Origin of the sequence: Singulisphaera chitinilytica (assembly GCF_049331405.1) — a bacterium.
Classification (GTDB): Bacteria; Planctomycetota; Planctomycetia; order Isosphaerales; family Isosphaeraceae; genus PoT.
This window is the reverse complement of record NZ_CP186274.1, coordinates 1,918,474-1,930,937: the sequence shown is the minus strand read 5'-3', so window position 1 is coordinate 1,930,937 and position 12,464 is coordinate 1,918,474. Positions and strand designations below refer to the sequence as shown.

General features: G+C 65.0%; 9 protein-coding genes. 1 reads left to right on the top strand and 8 read right to left on the bottom strand.

Annotation, left to right across the window (positions count from 1 at the left end; genetic code table 11):
- Nucleotides 1–59: 59 nt before the first annotated feature.
- The gene (locus ACOYYX_RS07785) at nucleotides 60–2,039 is read right to left on the bottom strand and encodes an ATP-binding protein (protein ID WP_422929364.1); all 1,980 of its coding nucleotides are present in this window, start codon (nucleotides 2,037–2,039) and stop codon (nucleotides 60–62) included.
- Between the two features lie 406 nt (nucleotides 2,040–2,445).
- On the bottom strand, nucleotides 2,446–2,853 hold the full coding sequence (locus tag ACOYYX_RS07780) for a M60 family metallopeptidase (RefSeq protein ID WP_422929363.1): 408 nt from the start codon (nucleotides 2,851–2,853) through the stop codon (nucleotides 2,446–2,448).
- Nucleotides 2,854–3,137: 284 nt separating this feature from the next.
- Here ACOYYX_RS07780 and ACOYYX_RS07775 point away from each other — a divergent pair, with 284 nt between their 5' ends.
- A complete protein-coding gene (locus ACOYYX_RS07775; RefSeq protein WP_422929362.1) occupies nucleotides 3,138–4,364 on the top strand; it encodes a lysophospholipid acyltransferase family protein in 1,227 nt (408 codons plus the stop codon).
- A gap of 129 nt (nucleotides 4,365–4,493) precedes the next feature.
- Here the strand turns inward: ACOYYX_RS07775 and ACOYYX_RS07770 are convergent, their stop codons facing one another.
- The 6 genes from ACOYYX_RS07770 to ACOYYX_RS07745 form a co-directional block, all read right to left on the bottom strand.
- Nucleotides 4,494–5,861: an alpha-amylase family glycosyl hydrolase gene (locus ACOYYX_RS07770; RefSeq protein ID WP_422929361.1), complete on the bottom strand. Its 1,368-nt coding sequence runs from the start codon at nucleotides 5,859–5,861 to the stop codon at nucleotides 4,494–4,496.
- A 201-nt stretch (nucleotides 5,862–6,062) separates the two neighbouring features.
- The gene (locus ACOYYX_RS07765) at nucleotides 6,063–6,392 is read right to left on the bottom strand and encodes a hypothetical protein (RefSeq protein WP_422929360.1); all 330 of its coding nucleotides are present in this window, start codon (nucleotides 6,390–6,392) and stop codon (nucleotides 6,063–6,065) included.
- A gap of 206 nt (nucleotides 6,393–6,598) precedes the next feature.
- A complete protein-coding gene (locus tag ACOYYX_RS07760; protein ID WP_422929359.1) occupies nucleotides 6,599–6,991 on the bottom strand; it encodes a hypothetical protein in 393 nt (130 codons plus the stop codon).
- A gap of 836 nt (nucleotides 6,992–7,827) precedes the next feature.
- The gene (locus tag ACOYYX_RS07755) at nucleotides 7,828–8,274 is read right to left on the bottom strand and encodes a hypothetical protein (protein ID WP_422929358.1); all 447 of its coding nucleotides are present in this window, start codon (nucleotides 8,272–8,274) and stop codon (nucleotides 7,828–7,830) included.
- Between the two features lie 812 nt (nucleotides 8,275–9,086).
- On the bottom strand, nucleotides 9,087–9,359 hold the full coding sequence (locus ACOYYX_RS07750) for a hypothetical protein (RefSeq protein ID WP_422929357.1): 273 nt from the start codon (nucleotides 9,357–9,359) through the stop codon (nucleotides 9,087–9,089).
- Between the two features lie 62 nt (nucleotides 9,360–9,421).
- The gene (locus ACOYYX_RS07745) at nucleotides 9,422–11,911 is read right to left on the bottom strand and encodes a putative Ig domain-containing protein (protein WP_422929356.1); all 2,490 of its coding nucleotides are present in this window, start codon (nucleotides 11,909–11,911) and stop codon (nucleotides 9,422–9,424) included.
- Nucleotides 11,912–12,464: the final 553 nt, after the last annotated feature.

Below are 12,464 nucleotides of genomic sequence, written 5' to 3'. Positions count from 1 at the left end.
GCCCCCGATTGTTGAGCTTCCTCCGTTCTTTTCTTCCCCTTGCAATCCGGCAAGACGTTTTAGGGTCCGCCGATCATGGCGAGGATGGTGTCGAAGTTGACCGGCTTCACGAGGTGGTGATGGAACCCCGCCGCCCTCGAGCGGTCTCGCGCCAGGTCATCGCCATAGCCGGAGACGGCGATCAGGACCGAGTCCTTGCTCCATCCCTCTCCCCGGATCGCCGTGGCCAGCTCGTAGCCGTCCATGCCGGGCAGGCCGAGGTCGAGGAGCATCACTTCGGGCCGATGCTCGCGGGCGACCTCGAGGGCCTCCTCGCCGCTGTGGGCCACCCAGACCTCATGGCCTGAGAACCTGAGGAGTCGGGCCATACCGGTCGCCGTGTCCACGTTGTCGTCGACGACGAGGATCCGGTGGCTTTGCGTCGTCGCCTCGGCCGCCTTCGTCCCGGCGTTTTCCGCCTCGGCCCGGGCCTCCGCGGCGGGGAGCCGGACGACGAACTCGCTCCCCTTGCCCGGGCCGTCGCTCGACGCGGTGACGGTGCCGCCGTGGAGTTCCGCCAGCGAGCGGACGAGGGTGAGCCCGATCCCGAGCCCTCCCTCGGAGCGGTCGAGCGAGCGATCTCCCTGGGCGAAGAGGTCGAACATCCTCGGGAGCAGTTCGGGCAGGATGCCGAGTCCGTTGTCCCTGACCCGGAAGACAACATCCTTCCCCTCGACTCCGACGATGAGCTGGATGCGGCCCCCGGTCGGCGTGTACTTCGCGGCGTTCGTGAGGAGGTTGACGAGGATCTGCTCGAGCCGCGTCGAGTCGGCCTCGAGCTTCAGGTCGGGCGACGTGAACGAGAGGAGCAGCTCGTGCTTCCGCTGGGCGACGATCGGCTTCACCGCCTCGATGGCGTGGCGTATGACCAGGGCCGGGTCGAAGAGTTCCTTGCGCAGCAGGATCTTGCCCTCGGTGACTCTCGCGACGTCCAGGAGGTCATTGATGAGGTGGGCGAAGTTGCCGACCTGGCGGGCCGTGACGTCCCGGCTCCATTCGAGGTCCTCCTTCGACCCCGAGCGGGTGGCGACTTCCACCGCGTTCCGGACGGCGGCGAGGGGGTTCCTGAGCTCGTGGGCGAGCATGGTCAGGAACTGGTTCTTGTGCCGGTCGGCCTCGGCGAGCTTGGACGCATCCGCCTCGGCCAAGGCTCGTGCCTCCCTGGCATCTCGCAGGAGGCCTTCACGCTCCATCTCGAACCGCTTGCGTTCGGTGATGTCCGCGATGGCCAGGAGGATCAGGTCCCACTTCCCCTCGGGCGGGAAGCGGCGGGCGTTGAGCAACATCGTCCTGGGGCCGATCGACTCGAAATCGTGCTCGACCTCGAAATCGTCGAAGGTGCTGTTATTCGGGACGATCTCCTCGAGCAACACCTTGAGGGCTGGGATGTTCCACTGGCCGTCGCCGAGTTCGTAGACGAACCGCCCTTCGGTCTGGGAGGGCTGGACCTGGAACGTCTCGTAGAAGGAGCGATTCGCCGACCTGACGTGGAGGTCGGCGTTCAGGACGAGCATCGGCTCCCGCACCGTGGTCACGATGCCCTCGGCGAACTCCCTGGCCAGGGCGACGAGGTGCTCGCCCCGCCTGCGTTCCGTGATGTCGCGGAAGATCATGACGACGCCGACAAGCTCACCCGCCTCGCCCCAGACCGGTGCGGCGCTGTCGTCGATGGGGAGTTCGCTCCCGTCCCTGGCGATGAGCAGCGTGTGATTGGCGAGCCCGCGGACGACCCCGGTGTCGATGACCTTCCTCACCGGCTGTTCGGCGGGCCTGCGTGTCTCCTCGTTGACGATGCGGAAGACGGCCTCAAGGGGCTTCCCGATGGCGTCCGTCGCCGACCATCCCGTGAGCGACTCGGCGACGGGGTTCATGTAGGTGATGAGGCCGATGGGATCTGTGGTCAGGACCGCGTCCCCGATGGCGGCGAGTGTGACCTGATACCAGGAAGTGGGTTTAGGGTCCGATGAATCGCCCCCTGCCTTCGCGGTCGAGTTCGTCATGAGCGCTTCGCTGTATTGGGATGGATGATTCTCTGACCCGTGGGGAGCCGCCGAGCCCTATCATCAACCCTCCGCCCGTCCGCGACAAGTTCGTTCGGTCCCAGGTCTCTGCATTGTATTGGGCGATGGATCAGGTCCCTCTCTCCACGCCCCTTCGGATGGCCAGCCCTTCCCGATCGATGCGAGCCGACGCTCCCGATGCTTTCGTGTTCGGGTGCGTTGTCCAAGAGCGCCGATCGGCGCTCTTGGACAACGCGGGTAGCCATATTTAAGAAGCCCTGAGCGTATCCTCGCCTTCGGCCACTCGAACGGCATGCGTTCCATAGCCCGACACCTCGCGACACGAGTCACGATTCAACTTCGATTCACGGATATCATCCCACAAGCGAATGTCGTCGTCACATCATCAGGGCGAGGACGGGTCGGACTTCCATTCCTGGAACGGAGAGCCCTTGCCCATGAACTCGCGGATGCGCCGATTCCGCAGATCGCGATCGCGGATGTTCTCGTGGCCCGAGTCGAACCGGAGGCCGAGGACCTCGTCGAAGTTGGTGAGTACGATCAGGTTGTTGGTCACTCCCCCCATGCCGTCGAAGGTCCAGTCGCCGTGCTGATGGTTGTGGCCGATCTCGTGGAAATGTCCCCAGGTGCCATCCTGTCGAAGCCGGGCCTCATTCAGGGCGATTTTGACGCTGGCGTCGATCGGGCCCATGATCGGATTCCCGCTATGCATGTAGCCGAGGGAAATCCGCGCGTCGGCCACGATCACTCGCGGATTCAAGGTTTCGGCGTGCGGCTCCCCGTTCTGTTGCATCCCTGAGCGACGATCACGGATGATGAAGTCTCGGGCATTCAATATGCATCTGATCAATCGGGACTGTGCCATCGGCCCGTGTTCTCGATGCGTTAGAGGTGCGGGCAGGCGGTCGGCCTGATCGCCGCCCAGGATGGTGGGGTCAAGGCGGTCAGGTCCGTCGCGGGTGGGCTCCTCGATCCTGGCCTGAAATCCCGGATTGTCCGTCCACGATGGCCCTCGCGAGGAGGGACTCGCCGCACCATTGGATGCGGGTCTGACGCCGAGGAGCATCTGGAGGAGCCATGTCGGAGGGCCCGAGCTTTCGACCGGCCAAGCCCTGGGGGTGGGTCATCCGGGCCGTCCAGACCTTCCTCCGATTCGATCTTGCGCGGCGCAATCGACTCCACCTCGACCCTCACGATCTGGCCGTGCTTATGGCACTGCCTCAGGGGGCGGGGATCGTACTCACCCCCAACCACGCCGACGAGACCGACTTCAAGGCTTGCCTGGATCTGGCCCGCCGCTCGGGCCGTCGGTTTCTCTTCATGATGAACCGCGAGGCCTTCGACGAGGGGTACGGGGTCGCGGGCTGGTGGCTCCAACGGCTCGGGGCGTTCTCCGTGGAGCGCGGCGGGCCGCACAACGAGGAGGCGAAGCGCTATGCCGTCGAGGTGGTGATGCGAGGGCGGGAGGTGCTCGTCATCTTCCCTGAAGGCGAGATCTACTACCTCAACGACCTGGTGCAGCCGTTCAAGAGCGGGGCCGTCGACATCGGAATGCAGGCCGTGGTCGAGGCGCGGAAGGCCCGGGCGGACTGGACGGCCTACCTCGTCCCCGTGGCCTTCAAGTACCGCTATCGCAGACCCATCATCCCCATCCTGGAGCGACGGACCCGCGTCATGGAGCAATACCTGGACATTCGCATCGCAGGCCTCTCCCTCCAGCAAAGGTTGAGCCAGATCATGGCGGACCTGCTCCGTCGCCAAGAACTGGCCCATCACCTGAGACCCGCCGCCGACCGACTGACCGACCTGGGCGAGCGAGTGCAGGAGGTCCGCCAGGCCATCCTCTCGCAGGCCGAGGCGCGGTACGCCGGGGCCGCCGCCAGCCCCCAGGCCCTGACGATGGATCGGGCCTGGCGTCTCAGCTCCCGCCTGCGGGCCCTTCTGACCCGGAGTGGATCTTCCGGCGCCCAGGATCGGGAGCAGGCCCGCACGGACCTCGCCAGTTCGGAGAGTGTGGCCAAGATGGCGGGCTGGCAGCCCCAATATACGGAAGGAGACCCGTCTCAGGAGCGGCTGGCGGAGACGGTCATCAAGCTGGAGCGGGAAGTGTACGGGACCAAACGGCCCCGGCAACTGGCCGGGCGGGATCTCTTCATCCGGATCGGCGAGCCCATCGATCTCGGACGCTCGATCCCGGATTACCTCCGGGACGCACAGGCCGTCCGCCGGATTCTGGCGGAACGACTCCGGGACGAGATTCAACGACTCCTCGAACCCGCCGCCCCGACGGGCACCGGCCCGTGAGCGGACTTCGGACCACCCTCGCCCCTCCCTAAGTCCGGCACGGTAGCGTCTGCGAGTGTCCCCTGCTCCCTCGGCATACAAGGACGTTCCCGATAATGACGTCGGCCCTGCTCCGAGCTCGACTCAACTTCACCCCATCTTCACGATCCGCGATCCGAAGGGCTCCAGCGTCATCGCCGCCTCGCTGCCGTCAGACTTGACGACCTCCCCGGCGATCGGATCCTCCAGCCGGTAGTCCCTCCACTTGCGATCGCCGATCGGCATGGCGAACTCACGTGGTCGGTCCGAGCTGTTGAGCACGACGAGGATGCGCTGCTCGTCCAAGCTCCGTAGGAACGCATAAACCGAGTCGCGGGCCACCAACTCGGTGAAGTCGCCTCGCCGCAACGCGGGCTCGCGCTTGCGGAGCGAGATGAGTGCTTTCACTTCCTTCAAGAAGGGGGAATCCTGCCGATCGACGGGAAACGCCCTGCCCACGTCGCGGAACGCGATCCCGAGTTCGTTGCCGGCGTAGAGGAGCGGGACGCGATCGATCGTGAGGATGTACGTGAGGGAGAGCCGAGTCCGCGCCACCTTCGGCACCTTCGCCGTCGACGCAAAGGCCTTCTCGTAATTGTCGATCGCGGCCATCATGGTGCGCGGCGCGGGATAGAACTGCTTCGCCTCGCGGGCGATGAACGAGAGCAGCCCCACATCCTCGCCCTGGCCGAAGACCTCGCGGAGCCTCAGGGCGCTGAAGTCGTAAGCCCCGTCGAAGCCGGCCTCGGCCACGAATACGCCGATCTCCCGGGGGTTGATCGTGAGCTCCGGCAGAATCAGGAACATCCCCTCCGGCGGGGCGGCCTTCAGCTCGGCGACGAAACGCTTCCAGAAGGAGACCGGCTGGAGGTGCGCCGAGTCGATGCGAAAGCCATCGCACCCCGATCGCTCCTTCCATCGCTTGCAGACGCCGATCAGGTAGTCGGCGACCTCCGGGTTCTCGACCTTCCAGCGAGGCACTCCGTACTCGGTCGGGGGGCCGAACCAACTTTTCTTGGCGGGGTCGGCGAGGAACGGATGCTCGAACCCGGGCAGGGTGATCGGCATGTCGATGATCACTCGCAACCCGCGGGCGTGGGCCGCGTCGACGAGCGAGCGCAGGGTCGAGATATCGCCGAAGTTCCTGTCGACGTGTTCATAGTCTTTCGGTCGATAGCCGGTCGGCAAGAATTTCCCGATCGGCCTCTCATCGTTCTGCACGACGGGATAGAGCAAGATCGCGGTGATCCCCAGGTCCGCCAGGTCGTCGAGCTTGTCGATGACGCCCTTGAGGTCGCCCCCCCAGTAACCTCCCTCATAGCGGCCTCGATCGCCACCATAAGACTCTTTCATATCATTGTTCGAAGCGTCTCCATCGGAGAATTTCTCGATAATGATGGCATAGACGACGTCGTCCTCCCATCGGCGTGTATCACCCGCGGGAGTGAAACGCGACGCAGGGGCCCAGGGGACGACCATCGCGGACTCCATTGGCGGGACGAGAATCGGAAATGCAACGAACAGTCCAGATCATCAAAAAATGGGTATCATCCCGAGATCGGGTCCCCATTCCGTCGCGAAGCACCGGCCGAATCCCGCGGGAAGGCAGCAATCCGGTGAGGTGCGTCAGTCGACGGCGGTGGCTTGCATGACTCGAAGGCCCTCCTCCGCCCCCTGAACTCAGACCACCCTGGCGCGAACCCAGGTGGAGACGTCCGGGGACGGGATGAGCGTGAAATTCGACTCTTCCGGTAGCCCTCCCATCTGAATCTCGTATCCGGCGTCTCGGGCCCGCCGGAGGATGATGGGGGCAACGTCCTGAAAGTCGCTCCCGAAGACCGGAGCGTCGAGCCAGACCCAGCACACCCGGTCCACGTCCACCGCGACGTCACCGACCCCGATGAAGCGCTCGCCGTGCTCGGGCTCCAGGTCCTTGACCTTGAGTTGCACGAAGGGTGGTTCCGGCCTGTCGATATATTCCCCGGGCATCAGTCCTGATTTGTCCGACATTGCGCCTGTCCCCCAGATTGCCCTGAGATCAGCCTGCCTTGATCCGTCATTTGATCGCCCCGGCGTGCGACCCGCCCGATTCGTCTCGATCGGGTCCGGCCGCTGGTCGCCCGGCCACAGGATGTAGACGATGTCGTGACGGCCGGATACGCCGTGGTGCTCGCCGCGGCCGAGATGCTATGTGGAGCCTCGCCCGAAGTGGCCGGTCAGGGCTTCCGTTCGACGAAGGCCCGGACGTCGGCGAGAATCCTCCCGAACAGTCCGCGATGGTAGTGATCCGCCATGTCCTCGATCTCCCGGGCCAGGTTCTGGGCCAGATTAACGGCGGCCTCCCGCGGCGTGGCCCCTTCGGCGTGAAGCTCGGGGATGTCGCCATGATGGACCTGGAACGTTCCGGCCATGGAGCCCGGAGTCACGCTGACCCGTCCCGGATCGGCGACGTCCCCGACCGGGGCTGCGGACGGGGGAACGGCTCGTCTCTGGTCGCGCGTGTCTTCCGGCCCGCGACCGCCCTCATCCTCGAAGCGGTCGAGGGCTCGCAAGTCGGAGCCCCCACCCGGATCGGTCTTCCGCCATCCCGATTGTTGCACGATGTTCATCGGTCGGTCCTTTCGGATACCGTCATCGCCGCGTGTGGTCGCCCCGCCGCAGTCAGGGGAAGGCCTCCACCGTCGGGCAGGTGAACAGGGCGCGGTTCGGGCGTTTCAAGGAAAAATCGCAATGGATATATTGATGCAAAGCCCATGCCGCCCGTGGCGTCGGTGATAAGGCCGTTCCATCGCGCCGGCATAATAGGCTCCGACAGAACCCCTGGCGAAACCTGGCAAGATGGGAAGTCACCCTGGACCTACGTCTTGTGCGCCGACGTTTCGCCGCCCTCGCTTGTCCTCCTGATCCGATCGTTGAAGGGAGGGGAAACGCGAGCTTACGTCGAAGGGATTGTCGAAGGAGGGAGAGTTGGGAGCGTCAAGGAATCGTTGCGGCGTATCAGGTCGAATCTTCGGGCCAGAGGCCGGCTAGACGCGGCTTCACCCTGTCGCCCGGAGCAACCACCCCGGCGGCGTGAACGGACCTCGGGCGGGTGCCCTGCCCTCGACATCTTCCGAACCGACCGGGGCGAGCCCAAGGCCTTTGGCCGGCGAACCCGAGGGGAACGAGGCGATTGGTGTCGTGGACGTTTCGGCCTTCCAAGGATGACGAGGCGACGTCAAACAGATTCTCAATGGTTGTGGGCGATATTTCGTCCGAAGTGTAGAAGGCTCATCTTGCTTCGAGAATGATCAATAGGATGGTTTCGAGTGATCTCTCGGTCAAATCCACGGCGTGATCATCACACAAAAAAATTGCCGAATATTTCATAATAGGATAACACCACGCTTCCTGGATGCACGTCGTCGCAGAGCGGCCTGGCGATCGCGATCGAATTTCACATCGCTCATTTAACGTCATTCATATCGTTAGAGGGTGATTCCGCCAACTTCGTCCCCTGGGCCTTGCGTTCGGCGTTCGCCTCCTCGGCGCGGTCCATCCAGGCTACGGTCGTGACCTGCAACCTGACCCACTGGATCCGGCTGCGGAGGTCCAGCGTTTCGGCGTCTCCCGCGTTGGTGGGAGAGTCGAGGTCGATGGCACACCACTCGCCTGCCTTCGTGGAGAGGTCGAGGTCGAGGGAGAGGTTGACGCGGTGGAAAGTCCACTCGAGCAGGACGTGTCCTGCCGGGGTCGGGCTGACGCGAGGGGCCAGCATCTTGAAATCCCAGACCGACTTCATCATCTCGGCGAGCCAGTCGAGCCCCTCGGGGTCGAAGGCAACCCCATCGCCGGCGTTCCAGCCGTCCTTGAGGTTTTTCAACTCGTCGATTCGCTTGCGGAACTCTTTCACGCCGCCCTCCCCATACCTCGACTGCGGGACCGCCGGATTGCCCACTATACCAAATAGCTTCGTCCTTCATTTCGCTCAGGTCAAGCAAGCGTTATACCACTTGAACTGTTTCGCCCTCGCTTCCTGTACAAACTGTTGAAATATCAAAGCCATACATGTTCGCTCTGGGCGAGCGAATCTCCGCAAGTCGCCGTAAACGCGGGATGATGTGCCCTCGGATGTGAGCCGAACGACGAGCGAAATTCTGCCCGAGGGCAAGGCCGGGGCAGCTGGGGTGAGAAGGCTTCCAGGCGAGTACATATCGCGTCGATGGACGCGGAAGGTTGGATCGACGGGCGATAAGGCGTGAAGCCACACCTGGCATCGGGGCCGCGGATTCGGTGGATCTCGAGGGTCGCATCGTCCCGAAAGTCGTGGCCCAAGCCAACAGTCTCGCCGATGGGCAGAGGCCGATCGCCAATGTACTTATGCCCCAAGGCCTCGAGTGCGTGGCATGTAGGGCGCCTCCCTCGAAAACCTTGCGAGTTTGGGAGTTCTTTCAGCGCCCCCGGAGATGTCCATTGGCGAGATCCGATCCCGCACGCAAACGCCAACTTTCAACCGGCATACGAACCAGGACCTGAGAACCGATTCAATCCAACGTGGCTCGGATGAGCCGATACTCTCGATGACTTTCGTATTCCTTCAATGACTTCCTGCGAAACGGGTTTCTCCCAAAAACACGTCTTCAATGCCGCGTGAAGCCGATTCAAAGGCGCCTCCGCGAGGGAAGCGGCCCCGGCGCTGGGGCCGGGGCCGCCGGGAGGGTGTCGTCAGACCGGGCGGCGGGGCTTGGAGAAGGATCCAGGACCGGAGGATACGACGGCGATGGACGCGTCCACGGGGCCGCCGGCAGGGGTCAGGGGGCCGGAGATCGCGCCGCCGACGGGCTCGAGTGCGAAGAGGACGCGACGCCGGATCAAGGCGACATAGTCGCCGCCGGCCTGACCGTCGTGGTCGCCATCGAGGAGCTTGCCGTTGGCGCCGGTGACGTCGCCGGAGGACGAGCCGAAGATCGTCAGTCGGAGCGGGGCGAGCAGGAGCATGAGCTTGGCGCGGGCCGGGGCCGTCAGGCGGACCGAGTTATCCGACGCGTCGTAAGAGGCCGTCAGCGGGAGAGACCTGTCGTCGCGAGTCCCGAACCGGGAATCCCAGCCTGGCCGCGCAACTGGTAGTTGCTCGCGTCGTTCGCGGTGGCGGCGTCGAGCGGCTCCGAGAACGTGAGGGTGATGTTCAGGCCTCGGAAGGTCGAATGCGCCTTCATCGAGTTGACCACCGGGGGCTGCGAGGCGGCGATGACGTTGACCACGAAGGTCTGCTGACCGGTCTTCGCGGGGGTGCCGTTGTCGGTCGCGTTGACGGTGATCGAGTACGAGCCGATCGCCTGGTTTGCCGCGGGGGTCCAGGTGAAGAGGCCCGTGTTCGCGTCGATCCTCGCGGTGACGGGGGCGTTGGAGCCGAGGCTGTAGCGGATCGTCTGCGGCGGCGTGTCGACGTCGGTCGTGTAGCCGGCGATCGAGAGGCTCAACGTCTTCCCCTGCTCGACCGACTGATTCGGGATCGACGCGATCACCGGCGCGTTATTGACCGGCCCCTGGCCGACGACGGTCACGTTGAACGTCCGGCTGGCGGTCTGCACGGGGTTGCCGTTATCCGTCACGATGACCGTGATCGGGTTGGCCCCGAGGCTCTGCGCGTTGCTCGGCCTCCAGAGGAAGACGCCCGTGTTCGCGTCGATCCTCGCGCCAAGCGGAGCACCGGCTCCGAGCGAGTATTTCAAGGTCTGGCCGAGGTCCGGGTCGCTCGCCTGGACCTGGAACGTCAGCAGCATACCCCGCTGGATCGACTGATCCGGAATCGGCGTGATGACCGGGGGATGGTTCACCGGCGCCGCCTGCTGGACAGTCACGATGAACGTCCGGCTGGCGCCCTGAGCGGGGATGCCGTTATCCGTCACGTCGACCGTGATCGAATGGTCGCCGAGCGTCGTCGAGGCGTCGGGCGTCCAGGTGAAGACGCCGGTGCTCGGGTCGATCGTCGCGCCGGCGGGGGCATTGGCGCCGAGCGAGTACGTCAGGCTCTGGGTCGTGTCCGGGTCGGACCCGGCGACCTGGACGGTCAGCGTCTTGCCGCGTTGCACCGACTGGTTGGGGATCGACGCGATCGAGGGCGCGTGGTTGATCGCCTTGATCTGGTAGATGACGCCCATGCCCGGCCCGGTCGAGCCGAAGATGTCGCCCGTCGAGGAGATGTCCGCGATGAAGAGCGAGTCGGCCGTCGACATGGCCTCGTCGAGGTGGCCGATATTCGGCGCCTCGTTCGAGATGAAGTCGAAGTAGTGGCCGGTGCTCGGGTCGGCGAAGACGAATGGGTTCTCGGGGTTGTCCACGCCGCCCGAGTTGAAGTAGCCGTGGAACCCGACGAAGACGCCCTGATTGAGGCCCGCCGGGAAGAGCGCCGGCGAGAGGGCGAGGCCCGAGGCCCCCTCGCTCTGCGAGCCATCCGAGCCCAGGGCCGAATCCGGCAGGGGCTGGTAGGCGACGATCGGCTGGATGACGTTCGGGCCGGGGTTGACGACCGTCACCGGGTCGCCCGGCTTGTCGATGGTCTTTGTGTAGCTGTACGGGAACCCGAAGTTCTCGACGGCCCCGCCGATCTGCGCGGCCGGGATCATGTTCAGCTCGTCGGTGCTCCAGGCCGCGTTCCCCCCGTCGTTGCCGTCGATCCCGTTGTCGGCGATCCAGAGGTCGCCGGTGGCCTGGTCGATCGTGAGGCTCGCGGCATTCCGCAGGCCGGTGGCGATCTGGGTCAGGCCGGTGAGCGCGGGGCCCCCGCCGATGTCGTGCAGCGTCACCTTGTAGATGGAGTCGCCGTTGAGGGTCCCGGAGATCAGGCCGCTGGCCGAGACCGTGTCGACGGTCGGCGTGTAGGTCGGGTTCCCGCTCGAGTCGAGGACGACCTTGCCGTCGGAGCCGATGACGACGCCGTTGAACTCCGAGCCGATGTTGAAGAAGACGTCATAGTCGAACGGGTTCCCGGGGACCGCCCTCACCGCGCTGGCGAAGGTGGTGTGCTCCCAGTTCGACGGGAAGCCGAAGTCGATGCTCCCGGCGAGCGTGAGCGGGTCGGCCGGCGTGGCCCCGACGCGGAGGAACGTGATCCGCTCGCTCCCCGCCAGGCTGCTCGTCGCCAGGATGTAATTCCCGGCCTGGTGGACGGCCGTGACCTCGCCGACGAGGCCGTTGTACAGGCTCGTGCCCGGGCCGTCGGCGACGCCGTCGCCGTCCGCGTCGGTGAAGCGCAAGAGCTCTCCGGTCGAGTCGAAGAACGACGAGCCGCCGTTGTTGGGGTTATTCACGCCGACGAGCACCGAGCCGTCCGACAGGCTCATCATCCCGTGCGGGTAGTTCAGGCCGCTGGCGAAGGTCGTGACCCGGAAGTCGGCCGGGTTCACGACCGGATCCCCGCCGACGGGGAACGGCCCCGTGGCGAGCAGCGCCCGATCCTCGAGCGCTTCGAGGAAGAACCTCCGGCCGCTGCCCCGACGAGACTTCCGGGCGCGCGACGCGCCTCCGATCGAACGCGTTGACGATGCCATTGGTGTATCTATCCTGGTTCGTGCCGTGACTCGGCCGGCTGGCCGCGCGCGAGACCGCGACGGGCATCCCGGCCGGATGACGCCTCGCGGCGCATCCCGTCGGATCGACTGACGACCTCATTCGGAGCGGAAGACGAGCCTCAACCAGATCCGGCATCCATCATGTCGCCCCCTCGAGTCGGGGACACGCGATGGAGCCGGCGGGCCGACCCGATGATCCCCGGAACCACCGTCCGGCTCGCGGCATCTACCGCGAGCTCTTCGACGTGAGGATCGGTCGGCCCAGGTCTCATGAACGAGAGTGATGTCTAAGACTAGCGGCAGGTCTACCAGGAAAACAATGGACAAACCAGCGATCCCTCAAGGAATTCCCGTTCGTGTTGCGGGGTATCACCTCTGTTGCCGGTGAGACCGCTTCGAGGATACCCTCAGGGCAATTCGAGCGGGGCGGTCGCCTTCCCATCGGGTCTTTTTCGAGGATTTCCGTCGGTTCTCGCGAGATGCCGCAGAGCCGACCCATCTCCCCGGGGCGTGGAACTACTCCCCTGCTCCG